17 protein-coding genes are annotated in these 16,813 nt (G+C 66.2%); 11 read left to right on the forward strand and 6 right to left on the reverse strand.

Going from position 1 to position 16,813, the window contains the following annotated elements; translation table 11 throughout:
* Positions 1–64: 64 nt before the first annotated feature.
* Together G578_RS0113815 and G578_RS0113820 are read right to left on the reverse strand one after the other, a co-directional pair.
* Positions 65–703, reverse strand: a complete 639-nt coding sequence (locus G578_RS0113815; RefSeq protein ID WP_028794735.1) for a uracil-DNA glycosylase — start codon at positions 701–703, stop codon at positions 65–67.
* A gap of 32 nt (positions 704–735) precedes the next feature.
* The gene (locus tag G578_RS0113820) at positions 736–1,416 is read right to left on the reverse strand and encodes a LabA-like NYN domain-containing protein (protein ID WP_028794736.1); all 681 of its coding nucleotides are present in this window, start codon (positions 1,414–1,416) and stop codon (positions 736–738) included.
* 253 nt (positions 1,417–1,669) lie between these two features.
* Here G578_RS0113820 and folK point away from each other — a divergent pair, with 253 nt between their 5' ends.
* The 9 genes from folK to parC all read left to right on the forward strand — a co-directional run bounded on the left by folK (position 1,670) and on the right by parC (position 11,039).
* Positions 1,670–2,173: a 2-amino-4-hydroxy-6-hydroxymethyldihydropteridine diphosphokinase gene (gene folK / locus G578_RS26350; protein WP_038014181.1), complete on the forward strand. Its 504-nt coding sequence runs from the start codon at positions 1,670–1,672 to the stop codon at positions 2,171–2,173.
* Between the two features lie 128 nt (positions 2,174–2,301).
* Complete coding sequence (gene rpoZ, locus G578_RS26355) at positions 2,302–2,733, forward strand: DNA-directed RNA polymerase subunit omega (RefSeq protein WP_038014184.1); 432 nt, start codon at positions 2,302–2,304, stop codon at positions 2,731–2,733.
* A 78-nt stretch (positions 2,734–2,811) separates the two neighbouring features.
* Positions 2,812–4,956, forward strand: coding sequence for a RelA/SpoT family protein (locus tag G578_RS0113835; RefSeq protein WP_028794737.1), 2,145 nt, complete (start codon positions 2,812–2,814; stop codon positions 4,954–4,956).
* Between the two features lie 11 nt (positions 4,957–4,967).
* Complete coding sequence (acpS, locus tag G578_RS0113840; RefSeq protein WP_028794738.1) at positions 4,968–5,396, forward strand: holo-ACP synthase; 429 nt, start codon at positions 4,968–4,970, stop codon at positions 5,394–5,396.
* A 127-nt stretch (positions 5,397–5,523) separates the two neighbouring features.
* Positions 5,524–6,252: a signal peptidase I gene (lepB, locus tag G578_RS0113845; RefSeq protein WP_028794739.1), complete on the forward strand. Its 729-nt coding sequence runs from the start codon at positions 5,524–5,526 to the stop codon at positions 6,250–6,252.
* Complete coding sequence (rnc, locus tag G578_RS0113850) at positions 6,249–6,932, forward strand: ribonuclease III (protein ID WP_028794740.1); 684 nt, start codon at positions 6,249–6,251, stop codon at positions 6,930–6,932. The genes lepB and rnc overlap by 4 nt, the downstream gene beginning before the upstream one ends.
* Positions 6,929–7,831 (forward strand): GTPase Era, encoded by a 903-nt coding sequence (era, locus tag G578_RS0113855; RefSeq protein ID WP_028794741.1) that lies wholly within the window; start codon positions 6,929–6,931, stop codon positions 7,829–7,831. Before rnc ends, era begins: the two co-directional genes overlap by 4 nt.
* Before the next feature lie 182 nt (positions 7,832–8,013).
* Positions 8,014–8,787: a DNA repair protein RecO gene (gene recO, locus G578_RS0113860; RefSeq protein ID WP_084618878.1), complete on the forward strand. Its 774-nt coding sequence runs from the start codon at positions 8,014–8,016 to the stop codon at positions 8,785–8,787.
* The gene (parC, locus tag G578_RS0113865) at positions 8,784–11,039 is read left to right on the forward strand and encodes a DNA topoisomerase IV subunit A (RefSeq protein ID WP_038014186.1); all 2,256 of its coding nucleotides are present in this window, start codon (positions 8,784–8,786) and stop codon (positions 11,037–11,039) included. Before recO ends, parC begins: the two co-directional genes overlap by 4 nt.
* An 81-nt stretch (positions 11,040–11,120) precedes the next feature.
* Here parC and G578_RS0113870 read toward each other — a convergent pair whose 3' ends face one another.
* The 3 genes from G578_RS0113870 to motA form a co-directional block, all read right to left on the reverse strand.
* Positions 11,121–11,852, reverse strand: a complete 732-nt coding sequence (locus tag G578_RS0113870; protein WP_028794744.1) for an arginyltransferase — start codon at positions 11,850–11,852, stop codon at positions 11,121–11,123.
* A 9-nt stretch (positions 11,853–11,861) separates the two neighbouring features.
* Positions 11,862–12,992 carry a flagellar motor protein MotB gene (locus tag G578_RS26360; protein ID WP_084618879.1) on the reverse strand — a complete coding sequence of 377 codons (1,131 nt, stop codon included), beginning with the start codon at positions 12,990–12,992 and terminating at the stop codon, positions 11,862–11,864.
* Between the two features lie 102 nt (positions 12,993–13,094).
* The gene (motA, locus tag G578_RS0113880) at positions 13,095–13,955 is read right to left on the reverse strand and encodes a flagellar motor stator protein MotA (RefSeq protein ID WP_028794745.1); all 861 of its coding nucleotides are present in this window, start codon (positions 13,953–13,955) and stop codon (positions 13,095–13,097) included.
* Positions 13,956–14,121: 166 nt separating this feature from the next.
* Between motA and G578_RS0113885 the strand changes: the two genes are divergently transcribed.
* Positions 14,122–14,610: a flavin reductase family protein gene (locus tag G578_RS0113885; protein WP_028794746.1), complete on the forward strand. Its 489-nt coding sequence runs from the start codon at positions 14,122–14,124 to the stop codon at positions 14,608–14,610.
* Between the two features lie 8 nt (positions 14,611–14,618).
* Here the strand turns inward: G578_RS0113885 and G578_RS0113890 are convergent, their stop codons facing one another.
* Positions 14,619–15,881, reverse strand: coding sequence for a threonine ammonia-lyase (locus G578_RS0113890; protein WP_038014188.1), 1,263 nt, complete (start codon positions 15,879–15,881; stop codon positions 14,619–14,621).
* 292 nt (positions 15,882–16,173) lie between these two features.
* Here G578_RS0113890 and G578_RS0113895 point away from each other — a divergent pair, with 292 nt between their 5' ends.
* A complete protein-coding gene (locus tag G578_RS0113895) occupies positions 16,174–16,794 on the forward strand; it encodes a hypothetical protein (protein WP_156907319.1) in 621 nt (206 codons plus the stop codon).
* Positions 16,795–16,813: the final 19 nt, after the last annotated feature.

Below are 16,813 nucleotides of genomic sequence, written 5' to 3' on the forward strand. Positions count from 1 at the left end.
TGAATGAGTGCCGTCTGACCTGTGGGCCCCGGAAAAAATCCGAGGAGAGGAAAGAGGCGGAGACTCACCCCGCGTCCAACAACCCGCGGACCCGCCGGAACACGTCGTGGAACATCTCTTCCGTCAGCCGACCGGTGTTCGTGTTGTAGCGCGAGCAGTGGTAGGAGCCGACCATTCTGCGGCCATCCCCAAGCTCATGCACCGCGTTGTGGCCGAACTTCGCCGACGACTTTTTTCGGCCGAGCGCCGCCAGGGTCGCCCCATGGGCCAGCGAGCCGAGGACCAGGATCACCTTGAGCGCCGGCATCTCGGCGATCGTCTCGGCGAGGAACGGCCGGCAGTTCGCGACCTCCGCGCCGACCGGCTTGTTCTGCGGCGGCACGCACCGCACCGCGTTGGTGATCCGGCAGTCCACCAGGGACAGGCCGTCATCCGCCCGCTTGTCGTAGGCGCCGGTGGCGAATCCGAATGTCAGCAGCGTGTCGTAGAGCAGGTCGCCGGCATAATCGCCGGTGAAGGGGCGGCCCGTTCGGTTCGCCCCCTTCAGCCCCGGCGCCATGCCGACCACGAGCAGTCGCGCACCGGCGCTGCCGAAGCTCGGCACCGGTGCGTTGTGGAAGTCGGGGTACAGACGCCGGTTCTCGTGCCGGAACGCGACAAGGCGCGGGCAGAGACCGCAATCCGCAGGCGGGTCACTCAGCATGACGACAGGCGATCGCTCAGCACTCGGCCGGGTCAGCGCCGTGGCGGCGGCGTGCGACGCACCACCGCAGGAGGCTCGTCGTCCTCGTACTCGTCGTCGACGTAATCCTCGTCGAGATCGTCATCCGCCTCGACAGGGGCGGATGGCGGTGCACCCGGCCGCTCTCGACGTGGACCACGGTCGGAATGGACGCGCTCGATCTGGGCGGCCAACTGATCCAGTTCGATGAACTGGTCGGCCTGGCGGCGGAGCTCGTCGGCGATCATCGGAGGCTGGGTGCGGATCGAGGAGACGACCGACGCGCGCACGCCCTTGCGCTGCACGGCCTCTATCAGCGAGCGGAAATCGCCGTCTCCGGAGAACAGCACCACATGGTCGACCCGGTCGACCATTTCCATCATGTCCACCGCCAGTTCGATGTCCATGTTGCCCTTCACCTTCCGGCGCCCGGCGCTGTCGGTGAACTCTTTGGCAGGCTTGGTGACCAGCGTGTAACCATTGTAGTCGAGCCAATCGACCAGCGGTCTGATCGGCGAATACTCCTGGTCTTCCAGCAATGCGGTATAATAAAACGCGCGAATCAACCGCCCTTTACCTGCGAACAGGTCGAGCAGACGTTTGTAGTCGATGTCAAAGCCCAGCGATCTTGCGGCGGAATAGAGGTTGGCGCCATCTATAAAGAGGGCCATCCGCTCATCAGGATGGAATAACATATGCAATCCTTTCAATTGCTTTTACGCTCATATTGAGCTGAATTCTTTAGAATTCGGTGGTCGGCTGAGTAATGAGGCCGCCCGCGTCGAACTGTTTGCAGTCTAGGTCCGATTATGGGCTGATGTACAGGCTAAAGGGCTGCCGCGGAGGCATCGATCACATGGTTAATTTCGCACCGGCGACACCGCGCCGGGGAGGTCTCGACACGGTGCCCGGCGGCCCGATCACGGCGCCTTGCGCGGGCGTGTCGGCATGATCGTCGTCGCCGTCGGCGCCAATCTTGCGGCAACCGGATACGAGACGCCGCTGGCCACCTGCGAGGCGGCCGTGACCTGTCTTGCGGAGGACTCGGATATCCGGGTCACCGGCCGCTCGCGCTGGTACGAATCCGAGCCGGTGCCGGTTTCGGACCAGCCCTGGTATGTGAATGGAGCAGTCGCTGTCGAGACCGATCTCCTGCCGGAGGTCCTGCTGGCCCGGCTGCATCTGATCGAGGAGTCCTTCGGCCGGGTGCGGCGGGTGCGCAACGAGGCGCGGCCGCTCGATCTCGACCTGATCGATTATCACGGCCAGGTGCGCATCGGCGCGGTCGCCCCGACGCTGCCGCATCCGCGCGCGGCGGAGCGCGCCTTCGTGCTGCTGCCGCTTCAGGATCTGGATGCGGAGTGGCGCCACCCGGTCACCGGCGAGCGGGTTTCTGTGCTGATCGACGGCCTGCCCGGGGCGGGCGGGGCGATCCGTCCATTGGTCGGCTGACCGCCACTGCGCGCCGTCGCGTCGGTTTTGCCTCGGGAAACCCGGATAGGCGCTTGTTTTCCGGGCATCCGGCCACTATATTCCGCGGCTCCGCCTAATATTGTGCGCACCCGATCGAGAGGCTTTTGATGGCCCGCGTTACTGTCGAAGACTGCATCGTCAAGATCCCGAACCGGTTCGACCTGGTGATGGCCGCGGCCCAGCGCTCGCGCGACGTCTCCGCCGGCTCCGCCATTACCGTCGAACGCGACAACGACAAGAACCCGGTCATCGCCCTGCGCGAGATCGCCGACGAGACTGTCGATATCGCCGCGCTGAACGAAGCCCTCATCAAAGGTCTGCAGAAGCATGTCGAGGTCGACGAGCCCGAGGACGACGACATGGAGCGCCTGATCGGCTCCGATGCCGGTTCGGGCAGCGTCGGACTGGACGGCCGGCTCGCAGAGGGTGAAACTCTCGATGAGGATGCGGCGGCGGGTCTCGGCATGGGAATCGAGCAGAGTGACGGTGGCCAGCAGTTCGAGGATGTCGACGACAGCGAGCTCGACCGCGAAGGTTGATCCGACTGCTGTGCGCGCGGCTTGCGGCCCGGCCCGGCGACCCCACACTCGTCAGCACCTGCCTGAGGTGCTGACGCCATGATCCGGCAATACGAACTCGTCGAGCGCGTGCGTGCCTACGATCCGACCACGGACGAGGCGGCGCTCGACCGCGCGTATGTCTACGCGATGAAGATGCACGGCTCGCAGACGCGGGCCTCCGGCGATCCGTATTTCTCCCATCCCCTGGAAGTCGCCGGCATCCTGACCGAGATGAAACTCGATCACGGCACGGTCATCACCGCGCTGCTGCACGACGTCATAGAGGATACCGAGGCGACGCTCGCCGATGTGCGCAACCTGTTCGGCGATGAGATCGCCCGGCTGGTCGATGGCGTCACCAAGCTGACCCGGATCGAGCTGCAGTCCGACCGCACCAAGCAGGCCGAGAACTTCCGCAAGCTCGTGCTGGCCATGAGCCAGGACATCCGCGTGCTGCTGGTGAAGCTGGCCGACCGGGTGCACAACATGCGCACCCTGCATTTCATAAAGAACCCGGACAAGCGCCGGCGGATCGCCGCCGAGACCATGGACATCTATGCGCCGCTCGCCGCGCGCATCGGCATCAACGAGATCAAGGACGAGCTGGAAGATCTGGCCTTCGCCGAGATCAACCCGGACGCCCGCACCTCCATAAAAGCCCGGCTCGACTACCTGCGCAGCCAGGGCGGCGACATGGTCAACAGCATCATCGCCGAGCTGCACGAGAAGCTGGCCGATGCCGGCGTGATCGCCGACATCTCCGGGCGGATGAAGACGCCGTATTCGATCTGGCAGAAGATGCAGCGCAAGGAGGTCGGGATCGAGCAGCTCTCCGACATCATGGCGTTCCGGCTGGTGGTCGACGATATCGGGGGGTGCTACCAGTGCCTCGGCGCCATGCACGGCTCCTATCCGGTGGTGCCGGGACGCTTCAAGGACTACATCTCCACGCCGAAGCCGAACGGCTACCGCTCGCTGCATACCGGCGTGATCGGCCCGCACCGGCAGCGCATCGAGGTGCAGATCCGCACCCGCGAGATGCACGACATCGCCGAACTCGGCGTCGCCGCCCACTGGAACTACAAGCAGCGCGACGGGATCAACGAAGGCAAGCAGTACCGATGGATTCGCGAACTGCTCGACATTCTCGAGCAGGCATCCGGCCCGGAAGAGTTCCTGGAACACACCAAGCTGGAGATGTACCAGGACCAGGTGTTCTGCTTCACGCCGAAGGGCGACCTGATCGCCCTGCCGCAGGGGGCGGTCCCCATCGACTTCGCGTATGCCGTCCATTCCGAGGTCGGCGACCGCACCGTCGGTGCCAAGCTGAACGGGCGTCTGGTGCCGCTGATGACCCAGCTGCGCAACGGCGATCAGGTGGAGATCGTCACCTCCAAGACCTCCACGCCGTCGCCGAACTGGGAACAGATCGTCGTCACCGGCAAGGCCAAGGCGCGGATCCGCCGCTTCGTGCGCCTGAAACGGCGCCAGCAGTTCTCCGACCTCGGCAAGGCGATGCTGCAGAAGGCGTTCCGCCAGGAGGGCCACCCGTTCTCCGAAAAACAGATCGAACCCTTGCTGGGACGCTTCCACGCCGAGGCGGTGGAGGATCTCTACGCCGGTATCGGCGAGGGGCTGGAGAGCGCCCTGGAGGTGGTCCACGCCGTCCATCCGCCGGTGGTCGAGCCGAAGAAGGAAGAGAACGTCGTTCCGATCGCCCGGGCGCGCGGCCGGACCAAGCGCGGACGGCAGAAGGACGCGCTACCGATCCGTGGCCTGATAGACGGCATGGCGATGCATTTCGCGCGGTGCTGCCATCCGCTGCCGGGCGAGCGGATCGTCGGTATCGTCACGACCGGCAAGGGCGTGACCATCCATACCATCGACTGCGAGACCCTGGAGGGGTTCCAGGATCAGCCGGAACGCTGGGTCGACGTGGCCTGGGACGACGATGCGGACTCGGCCCATGTCGGCCGGCTGTACGTGGTGATCGCCAACGAGCCGGGCAGTCTTGGATCGCTGTCGACCGTCATCGGCAAGAACGGCGGCAACATCATGAACCTGAAGATCGTGAACCGCTCCATCGACTTCTTCGAGATGCTGATCGATGTGGAGGTGGCCGATATCCGCCATCTGACGACGATCATCGCCGCCCTACGGGCGACGCCGGTCATCAACTCCGTCGACCGCGCGCGCGGCTGAGGGGGAGCGGCATGATCCTGGGCATCGGCGCCGATCTGGTCGACACGAGGCGGATCGCCGCGGCGCTGGCCCGGTTCGGCGACCGCTTCCGCAACCGCTGTTTCGCCGACCTGGAGATCGCCCGGGCCGAAGGCGCGTCGAACCCCGCCCTGGTCTATGCCAAGCGGTTCGCGGCCAAGGAGGCGGTCTGGAAGGCCCTGGGGGACGAGGCCCGCGACGGCATCAAGTGGCGCGAGTTGGTGGTGGAGAACGCCCGCTCGGGCAAGCCGCGCTTCGTGCTCAGCGGTCGGGCGGCGGCTCGGTTGGCGGAACTGACGCCCAAGGGAATGATTGCGCGCATCGATCTGTCTCTGTCGGACGAACCGCCTTACGCACAGGCGTTCGTCGTGGTCTCGGCGGCACCGGCCTCCCTGGAGGTCTTGCGGCCGGCGGACGGTTAGGCGGCAAACCGTCGCCTCGCGGCGAAAGGCCGAGGGCATTGCTTGCTCCGGCGCGTCAAATTCGGCATACCCATCCATGCTCTCGCATGTGGCGGAGGGTGCCAGGATCATGTCAGGATGGGTTTCGATGGCTGCAAAAAAATCGGGCGGGTACGGTGAGTTGATCCGCACCGTGGTAATCGCCTGTGCCATCGCGCTTGGCATCCGGACGTTCTTCTACGAGCCGTTCAACATTCCCTCGGGCTCGATGATCCCGACGCTGCTGGTCGGCGACTACCTGTTCGTCTCCAAGGCATCCTACGGCTACAGCCGCTATTCGCTGCCGCTGGCGCTGCCGCTGATCCCCGGACGGGTGCTGTTCACCCCGCCGGAGCGTGGCGACGTGGTCGTCTTCAAACTGCCGAGCGACAACAGCACCGACTACATCAAGCGGATCGTCGGCCTGCCGGGCGATACCGTTCAGGTGAAGGGCGGCATCCTGCACATCAACGGCGCGGCGGTGAAACGCCGGCAGATCGAGGATTTCCAGCCGGAGAACGGCGCGCGGCCGGTGGCGCAGTTCATCGAGACCCTGCCGAACGGCCGGGAGCACCGGATCCTGGAACTCAGCGACACCATGAGCGCCGACAATACGCCGGTTTATCACGTGCCCGCCGGTCACTACTTCGCGATGGGCGACAACCGGGACAATTCCCGCGACAGCCGTTTCCCGGAGGTCGGACCCATTCCCGAGCAGAACCTGGTCGGCCGGGCCGACATCCTGTTCTTCTCTCATGACGGCGATGCCCGGCTCTGGGAGGTCTGGAAGTGGCCCTTCGCGATCCGGTACGGCCGTCTGCTGGACGGCATCGAATGACCTCCGACGACTCGGATCTGGCGACCCTGGCTACGATCCTGAACCATGAGTTCGAGCATACCGAGGTTCTGCGCCGTGCCGTCACCCATGCCAGCGCAGAGCCGCGGGCCTGGAACGCTTATGAGCGCCTTGAATTCCTGGGCGACCGGGTGCTGGCGCTGGTCGTCGCCGAGCAGCTTCTCGACCGCTTTCCGCACGAGCGCGAGGGCGCCATCGCCAAGCGTCACGTGAACCTGGTGCGCCGCGAGGCGCTGGCCCAGGTGGCCCGTACGATCGACCTGGGACGGTTCCTGATCCTGTCGCGCGGTGAGGACGATGCCGGATCGCGCAACAGCGACACGATCCTGTCGGACGCCATGGAAGCGGTGATCGGTGCGCTCTATCTGGATGGCGGGCTGGAGGCGGCCCGGCGTTTCATCCTGACTGAATGGAACCGGCTGCTGGAGCTGGACCTGCGTCCGCCCCAGGACCCGAAGACCACGTTGCAGGAATGGGCACAGGGTCGCAAGCTGGCGCTGCCGCGCTATGTCACGGTGACCCAGTCCGGTCCGGCACACGCGCCTGAATTCACGGTCCAGGTCATCGTCGAGGGCCAGGAGCCGACGACCGGCATCGGCCGATCCAAGCGGCTCGCCGAACAGGCGGCGGCCGCCGAACTCATCAAACGGGTTGGAGCATGAACGCGCCCAAGTCCCATTGCGGTTTCGTCGCCCTGCTGGGCGCGCCGAACGCGGGCAAGTCTACGCTGGTGAACCAGCTCGTCGGGGCCAAGGTCTCCATCGTCACCCACAAGGTGCAGACGACCCGCACCCGGATCCGCGGCATCGCCCTGGAAGGCGACGCCCAGATCGTTCTGGTCGACACGCCCGGCATCTTCAAGCCCAAGCGGCGGCTCGACCGGGCCATGGTGCACGCAGCCTGGGCCGGGGCCGGGGATGCCGACGTGGTCGTGCTGGTCGCCGATGCCCGCCAGGGCCTCGACGACGACACAATGCGGATCATCGAGGGCCTGAAGGCAGCCGGCCGCAAGGCGGTGCTCGCCCTGAACAAGGTGGACGACATCAAACGCGAGAAGCTGCTGCCGATCGCCGCCGAGTTCAGCGAGGCGTTCGAGTTCGAGCGGGTGTTCATGATCTCCGCCCTGAACGGCAACGGTTGCGCCGACCTGCGCACGTATCTGGCCGAACGCATGGCGCCTGGTCCGTGGCTGTATCCCGAGGACGAACTCAGTGACCTGCCGATGCGGCTGATGGCGGCTGAGATCACCCGCGAGAAGGTCTTCCTGCGTCTGCATGACGAACTGCCGTATTCGGCGACGGTTGAGACCGACCAGTGGACCGAGCGCGACGACGGCTCGGTGCGGATCGACCAGACGCTGTATGTGGAGCGCGACAGCCAGAAGAAGATCGCGCTCGGCAAGGGTGGGCAGAAGATCAAGGAGATCGGCTCCCTGGCCCGCACCGAACTGGAGGAGATGCTGGAGCGCCGGGTGCACCTGTTCCTGTTCGTGAAGGTCCGCGAGAACTGGCAGGACGACCGCCAGCACTTGCGCGAATGGGGCCTGGAATGGGACGTCTAGTGCCGTGATCCTGACGACAGTCGGGACCTTACCTAGACACCTCCACGCCTCGACCGTCATCCTGACGAACGTCAGGAGCTGCGGGGCACTACCGCCAGAGCGTTGATCCTGATGTGCATCAGGATGACGGTTAAGGTGGGGATGAAAAGAGTTCCGTCTTCCGCCCACGACCACACGGCCCCATGATCGACTGGCAAGACACCGGCATCGTTCTCTCCGCCCGGCCGCATGGCGAAGGCTCGGCGATCGTCACCCTGCTGACCGCCGAGCACGGCCGCCATGCCGGTCTGGCGCGGGGGGCCTTCGGCGGGCGTGGACGCGGGGTGTATCAGCCGGGCAACCGGGTCACCGCGGAATGGCGCGCCCGGCTGGCGGAACATCTGGGAAGCTGGACCTGCGAGCTGGACACCGGATATGCCGCCGGGGTGATGCACGACCCGCTGCGGCTGGCCGGTCTTTCCGCCGTCTGCGCCCTCGCCGACGCCGCCCTGCCGGAGCGCGAGCCGCATCCGCGTCTGTACGAGGCGCTCGGCGCTCTGCTGGAGGTCATGGCCGACGACAGCCTGGGCGATGCCTGGATCGCGGTCTATGTCCGCTGGGAGATCGGGTTGCTGACCGATCTCGGCTACGGGCTCGACCTGGACACCTGTGCCGCGACCGGCACCAACGACGACCTCGCCTATGTCAGTCCACGCTCCGGCCGGGCGGTGTCGCTCGCGGCGGGCGAACCGTATCGCGACAAGCTGCTGACCCTGCCCCGATTCCTTGTCGGAAACCCTGGGAGTCGCGGCGGGGGCGACTCGGACGATCTGTTCGCCGGCCTGGCCCTGACGGGATTCTTCCTTGAGCGCCATGTGTTTGCGACCCATGGCCGCCAACCGCCCCCGGCGCGGACGCGATTCGTTGAACGGTTCGCCGAGCGCGCTACAGTATCTGGTGGAGGTTCCAACGCATGAGTACGACATCTTCTGATCTGCCGCCGCCGCCCCCGAGCGAGCCCGGCACCGTCCGCGACACCTGGCTGGCCGATGCGCTGAGCGAGCGCTACTTGGCCTATGCCCTGTCGACCATCATGGCGCGCTCGCTGCCGGATGTGCGCGACGGGCTGAAGCCGGTTCACCGACGGCTGCTGTTCGCCATGCGGCAGCTCAAACTCGATCCGGGCAGCGCGTTCAAGAAGTCGGCCCGCGTGGTCGGCGACGTCATGGGTAAGTTCCATCCCCATGGCGACTCGGCGATCTACGACGCCATGGTGCGCCTGGCCCAGGATTTCGCCGTGCGCTACCCGCTGGTCGACGGCCAGGGCAATTTCGGCAATGTGGACGGCGACAACGCCGCGGCCATGCGCTACACCGAGGCGCGGCTGACCGAGGTCGCCCAGCGGCTGCTGGAGGGTATCGACGAGGACACCGTCGACTTCCGCGCCACCTATGACGGCGAGGGTGAGGAGCCCGTCGTCATGCCGGCCGCCTTCCCGAACCTGCTGGCCAACGGTGCCCAGGGCATCGCCGTCGGCATGGCGACCTCGATCCCGCCGCATAACGTGGACGAGCTCTGCGACGCGCTGCAGCACCTGATCAAGTCTCCCGACGCGCGCATCGAGACTCTGGTGGACAAGGTCTCCGGCCCGGACTTCCCGACCGGGGGCATCCTGGTCGAGTCGCGCGAGTCGGTCATCGAGTCCTATCGCACGGGACGCGGATCGTTCCGCGTGCGGGCGCGCTGGGAAGTCGAGCCGCTGAAGAACGGCACCTGGCAGATCGTGGTCACCGAGATCCCGTACCAGGTGCAGAAATCGAGGCTGGTCGAGCGCATGGCGGAGCTGCTGCAGGCCCGCAAGCTGATGCTGCTCGGCGACATCCGCGACGAGTCGGCGGCCGATATCCGCCTGGTGCTGGAGCCGAAGAGCCGCAACGTCGACCCCGACGTGATGATGGAGAGCCTGTTCCGTCAGACCGATCTGGAAAGCCGGATCTCGCTGAACCTGAACGTGCTCGACAAGGACAACGTCCCGCGGGTGATGAGCCTGCCGGAGGCACTGAAGGCGTTCCTCGATCACCGCCACGAGGTTCTGGTCCGGCGCACCAACCATCGGCTGGGCAAGATCGCCCACCGCCTGGAGGTGCTGGACGGCTATCTGATCGCCTTCCTCAATCTGGACGAGGTGATCCGCATCATCCGCGAGGAGGACGAGCCCAAGGCCGAACTGATGCGGACCTTCGAGCTGTCCGATGTCCAGGCCGAGGCGATCCTGAACATGCGCCTGCGCTCCCTGCGCAAGCTGGAGGAGATCGAGCTGCGCAAGGAGCACGAGCAGCTCTCGGCCGAACGCGACGACCTCAACGATCTGCTGGGCAACGAGGAGCGCCGCTGGAAGGTGATCGGCCAGCAGATCGGCGAGATCCGCCGGGCCTTCGGCAAGTCGACCGAAATCGGCCGCCGCCGCACCGATATCGGCACCGCGCCGAGTGCGGTGGTCATCCCGACCGAGGCCATGGTGGAACGCGAGCCGATCACCGTCATCTGCTCCGAGAAGGGCTGGATCCGCGCCCTGCGCGGCCATATCGGGGCAGATCAGGAGGTGAAATACAAGGAGGGCGACGGCGAAAGGTTCCGCGTCCATGCCGAGACCACCGACAAGATCCTGGTCTTCGCCACCGACGGTCGCTTTTACACGATCGGCGGCGACAAGCTGCCGTCGGGACGCGGCCATGGCGAGCCGATCCGCCTGATGATCGACCTCGCCAATGACGAGGACATCGTCACCATCTTCCCGCACAAGACCGGCGAGAAGCTGCTGGTGGCGTCGACCGAGGGGCGGGGCTTCATCGTGCCGGCCGACGATGTGCTGGCCCAGACCCGCTCGGGCAAGCAGGTGCTCGGCACCGACGCGAAATCGAAGGCGCGGGTCTGTATCCCCGTCGCCGGCGACGCCGTGGCCGTGGTCGGTACCAACCGCAAGCTGCTGGTCTTCGACGTCGCCGACCTGCCGGAGATGGGCCGAGGCAAGGGCGTGATCCTGCAGAAGTACAAGGCGGGCGGCACTCTGGCCGACGTGACGGTGTTCAAGGCGGAGGAGGGGCTGTCCTGGTCGCTCCAGGGCGGTCGCCGGCGCACGGAGACCGACCTGACGCCGTGGCGCGGCAAGCGCGCCGGTGCGGGCAAGATGCCGCCGACCGGCTTCCCCCGTCCGCCGCGGTTCACGTAGCCGCGCTCATTATCCCATCGCCTATCGTCATCCCGAACTCGTTTCGGGATGACGAACTTGGAAGTGGGGAAGGGGCGGCGCCTATTCCGCCGGTGCCGTATAGGTTTCCCACCCGTCCGGTCCGAGAAGCTCCACCGGGCGGTACAGCGTCTTATAGGACATCTTCCGGCAGCCCTCGATCCAGTAACCGAGATAGACGTAGGGCAGGCCCGCCTCGGTCGAGCGGCGGACCGCGTCGAGCACCATGAACCGGCCGAGCGCCCGTTTCGGCGCACCGGGTTCGAAGAAGCTGTAGACGGCGGAGAGCCCGTCATCCTGATGGTCGATCAGGATCGTGGCCCACAGCACCCGCCGGGCGTCGCGGTATTCGATCAGCGAGGACTCGATAGGCGAACGCTCGACCATGGCGGCGTAGTCGGCCTCGTCCATCAGAGCCATCTCGCCATCGCCGTGACGTCCCGACTGGTAACGGGAGAACAGATCGAACTGCTCGCGGGTGGCCTCGTTGGGCACCACCTCGCCGGTGAGGTCGGCATTGGCGCGCAGGATTCGGCGCTGTCCCTTGGTCCAGTGAAAATCCGCCACCCGGACCCGCACCGGTACGCAGGCCCGGCAGCCTTCGCAGGCGGGACGATAGGCCAGGTGCTGGGTGCGGCGGAAACCGGCCCGCGCCAGGGTGTCGTGGGCGTGGCGCCCGCGCCGGGTCGAGAGATCGCAGACGAGGCGCCGCTCCTGACGATCCGGGAGGTACGGGCACGGCATCGGCAGCGTATGGAAGAAGGTCAGCGGCGGAGCAAGCGTGGCGTCATGCATGCGGGGTGATCAGCCTCCCACCCGTGGGGCGGGGCCCCCGGTGTCGTTCAGGACCGGTCCGCCCCGATCGTTCGAGGCGGCCGGCGGTGTACGTGGCGGTGTGCCCGGAGGCGCGCCGGAATCGTCGGCGCCGCCGGCGGGACTGCCGCCCAGGGAGACGCCCGGGCTGTTGCCGGCGACCGAGGGATCGAGCAGGTTCAGCTCCTGCGCCTGTTCCGGTGTCAGGTTCTTCAGCACGATGCTGATGCGGCGGTTGGTCGGATCGGCGGGATCGTCGGCCACCAGCGGCTCTCGGTCGGCGCGGCCGGCGACCTTCTCGATCCGGCTGATCGGAATGCCGTTCTCCTCCAGCACCCGGCGCGAGGCGTTGGCGCGGTCGGAGGACAGCTCCCAGTTTGTATAGGTCGACCCCGGTGCGAACTGCGAACTGTCGGTATGGCCGGAGATCTCGATGTTGTTCGGCATCTTCTTGATGACCTCGGCCACTTTCTCCAGCAGCGCGCGGGTCTGGTCGTACATGGCGGCACTGCCGTTCGGGAACAGGGCGATACGCTCCTGGTCGATGAGCTGGATGCGCAGGCCCTCCGGCACGGCGTCGATCTTCAGCGACTCACCGGCCTCCGACAGCTCCGGCGTCTGCTCGATCGCCTCCTTCAGGGCGGCCTCGGCCTCTTCGAACTGCTGCTGCTCGCGCTCGCGCAGCATCTGCTCCATGACTTCCTGGTTCACCGTGCCTTCCTCGTCCTCGCGGGAACCGAGGCGGGATTCGATGTTCTCGGGATCGTCGGAGTCCGGATCGAGGGATTCAGTGCGCTCCGCCTGCGGTCGGGCGACCTGCGGGGTCGAGATCATCGGCGGCGAGGAGGCGGATTTCAGCGCGCCGGGCACGGTGATCGACGTGCCGCCGAGCACGCCGCCGGAGCCGGAGCGGGTGGAGCGGCTGATGGCCGTGGGGTCGAAATAGTTGGAGATACCCATCTTCTGCTCCTCCGTGGTCGCGTTCAGCAACCAGAGCAGCAGGAAGAAGGCCATCATCGCGGTCACGAAGTCGGCATACGCCACCTTCCAGGCGCCGCCATGGTGTCCGCCATGTCCGCCCTTCTTGACCTTCTTGATGACGATTGTGGCGTGGTTGTCCACCGTTCGCGTCCCCTAATCGTGACCAGTGGCTACGCTCTTGCAAGGTCGGTGCCGAACCCGACCCCGTCAACCCCCGGACGGGGGCCCTCGCAGATGCGTCGGCTAGACCGGGGGCAGGGCGGCAACGGCTTCTTCCACCTCGAAGAACGACGGCCGGTCCTTGGACAGCAGCGTCTTGCGCGCGAATTCCACGGACACGGCCGGGGCATAGCCGGACACATGGGCCAGCAACCCGGCGCGGATGCATGCTAAATATTTGGCGTCGGCATCAAAAGTATTCTTCATAGCCGCGGCCAGCGGGCTGACGAAGCCATAGGCCAGCAGAATGCCGAGGAAGGTTCCGACCAGGGCGCCGCCGATCAGCTTGCCGAGCACCTCGGGTGGCTCGGTGATGGAGCCCATGGTCTTGATGATGCCGAGCACGGCGGCCACGATCCCGAGCGCTGGGAAGCCGTCGCCCATGGTCTGGTAAGCGCTCTGAACCGCGGCATCTTCCGCATGGTGGGTCTCCAGCTCCTCGTCGAGCAGGTCGGCCAGTTCATGCGGGTTGTCGGTACCGAGAGTCATCATGCGCAGGTAGTCGCACAAGAACTCCATGGCATGGTGGTCGGCGGAGAATTTTGGAAAGGCCTGGAAGAGCGAACTCTCCTCCGGTCTCTCGATATGGGATTCGATCGCGAGCATGCCCTTGGTCTTCGCCAGCTTGAAGATGGCGTAGAGCAGGGAGAGCAACTCCAGATAATCGTCCTTATTGTATTTCGCACCCTTCAGCGCGGATTTGAATCCGTACCCGGCCTTGGCGAGGATGTGCTTGGGGTTGGCGACGATGAACGCGCCGACGCCGGCGCCGCCGATGATGACCAGCTCGAACGGCTGCCACAACGGCGCGAGCTTTCCGCCCATCGCCATGTAGCCGCCGATCACACAGACGGTGACAACCACCCATCCGATGATAATGAACATCCCCGGCCCCGCTCGCGATTCTGCCGCTTTGCCATGCACCGCTTCCGGTACGATGAAACAGAATACCCGGTATTGAGCGTATTCGCGAGCCTTTCGAAGCGCGGCGGTTTGAAACAGGCCGCCGCGCGCGCTATGTAGCGTCCCGCCGCCTTAACGCGAGGTTCCGATGACCGCCCCTGCCGACGTGTCGCCCGGAGATTTCCGGGCCGTTCTAGGAAGCTACGCGACGGGCGTGACCGTGGTGACCACGCGCGCGCCCGACGGTGAACCCGTCGGGCTGACGGTGAACAGCTTCACCTCGGTCTCCCTCGATCCGCCGCTGGTCCTGTTCTGCCTCGACCGCGAGGCGGGCAGCCTGCCGGCCTTCGAGACGGCGGACGGTTTCGCGGTGAACATCCTGAGCGCGGATCAGGCGGCGGTGTCGAACCGCTTTGCGGATCCGCAGGCAGCCCGTTTCGACGGCGAGGGGGTGGCCGACTGGTCGACCGGCGCGCCGATCCTGGCGGACGCCCTGGCGGCGCTCGATTGCACCGTGCATGCGCGCCACGACGGCGGCGATCACATCATTCTGGTCGGCCGGGTGCGGCGGCTTGCGGTGCTGTCCGATGACGAGCCGCTGATCTACTGGCGCGGTGTCTACCGAAAGCTCGGCTGAGCACCGCGTCAGCCGCTGCCGGGGCCGGCTTCGGTGCCGAGCAGCCGGGCCTCGATCCCCAACTCGACGAACCGGGCCAGGATCTCGTCCACATGGGCCGGGTTGCGGGTCTCCACCACCACGTCCAGGTCGGCGTTCTTGATCGGCGTGTCCTGGAACATCCGCTGATGCAGGACCTCCACGATGTTGCCGCCGGTCTTGCCGATAGTTTCGGCCACCGTCGCCAGCATGCCGGGCTCGTCGTGAATCTCCAGGCGCAGACGGATCAGCCGCCCGTCGCGCACCAGCCCGCGCATCAGCACCGAGGACAGCAGCCGGGAATCGATGTTGCCGCCGCAGATCACCGTCGCCACCGACTGTCCGGCGAACCGTTCCGGCGCATGGAGCAGGGCGGCGATACCGGCTGCACCGGCACCTTCCGCAACCACGCGCTGCTGTTCCACGAGCAACTGGACCGCGCGCTCGATCGCCCGCTCCGGCACCAGGATGATCTCGTCGACCAAGGCCGCAATGATCCGGCGGGTCAGAACGCCGGGCTCCTTGACCGCGATCCCCTCGGCCAGGGTCGAGCCGCCGGCCCGGTTGGGCAGGCCCTTCACCGCGTCGTACATGGACGGATAGCTGTCGACCTGTACACCGATCATGCGGATGTCCGGGCGACGCGCCTTCAGGGCGACCGCCATGCCCGCCATCATCCCGCCGCCACCGATCGGGACGATCACGCTGTCCAGGTGGCCCGCATCGGCATCGATCTCCAGGCCGAGCGTGCCCTGACCGCGGATGATGTCCCGATCGTCGTACGGATGAACCGGGACCAGGCCTTCGCCGTCGATCAGCGCCTGGGTGCGGGCGACGCAATCGGCTACCGTGCGGCCTTCGAGTACGATCCGGGCGCCATGGGCACGGGTGCGCTCGACCTTTGAAAACGGGGTGGTCGCGGGCATCACGATGGTGGCGGGGATGCCGAGCCGGGCGGCATGGTAGGCTACCCCCTGGGCGTGGTTTCCGGCGGACATGGCGACGACACCGCGCCTGCGTTCCGCCTCGCTCAGCCCCTGGAGTTTCACGAAGGAGCCGCGCACCTTGAACGAACTCGTGTGCTGCAGGTTCTCCAGCTTCAGCGACAGGGCGCAGTCCAGGGTGGCGCTCAGGTTCGGCGCCTCGATCAGCGGGGTGCGCAGAACGGCGCCGTCGAGCAGACGGGCGGCGTCCTCGACCATGTCCGGGGTGACCGGCAGGTCGGTGGGGAGCGTCTCGGGTGAGGTTGTCATGGCGGCGGGATCATACTCGCGGGCCGTCGGAACGGAAGCGATTCCCGTTGGTTGCCGAAAATGCGCGTGATGCGAGTCCGATTTCCGTCCGGTCCGGCGATCCTCCGATTGGATTCCGCATTGCAAAATGGTAACACTAAGACGTCAGGGGGAAGGGGTGCGGGCATCGTCTGGTGGCCCGCCTATTTATTGCCTTTTCGTGGAGGCGTCCTTGTCTGGCAGTCGCATTCAGCATCGGCTTTGGACCTCCGCGGCGAGCGTCGTAGCGGTATCGGCCATGCTGTGTCTGGCGATGCCTGCCGGTGCCCAATCGCTCTCAGGCCAGCCGCTCTCAGGCCATTCGCTCGCCGGATCGTCTGCTCCCTCGGAGACGGGGGCTGCGAAGGACGCGCCGCCGGCCGCCTGGTACGTGGTCGGGAATGTCGACCGCGACGACCATACCGAAATCGACCGCTTCGTCGGGTTCGACGACCGCCGTGTCCTGGCGGACGAGGGCACCCGCGGCATGGGGCTCGGGCTGACCTTCTCCAATGCCGAGGCCGAACGCACGTTGAGCTTCACGGCCCCGTCGACGGACCTCGGGGGCGATGCCGAGGACCGGTTCACCTTCCTGGTGTCGGGCGCCTATGACTGGCATACGGGCACGATCGTCACGCCGCGCTTCATGGCCGGTGTCGGCGTCAGCTACCTGGATTCGAACGCCGTCCCCACCAGGCTTCGCCAGGACGGCGGCGCGGGGGGCGAGATGGCCCCAGCCATGCAGGTGGGAATCGGTGCGGATGTGAGCCTGTCCGCCAGCCTCGACCTGAGTGCCGAATACCGCGCCTCGGTACGCGGCGCCGCCGATTCCGGCGTGGAGCAGGAACCGCAACTCGATCAGAAGTTCATGATTGGGGCGAGGTTGCGCTTCTAACGATTTGATATTTAATTAT

It is taken from the genome of Thalassobaculum salexigens DSM 19539 (genome assembly GCF_000423805.1).
GTDB classification, from domain to species: domain Bacteria; phylum Pseudomonadota; class Alphaproteobacteria; order Thalassobaculales; family Thalassobaculaceae; genus Thalassobaculum; species Thalassobaculum litoreum.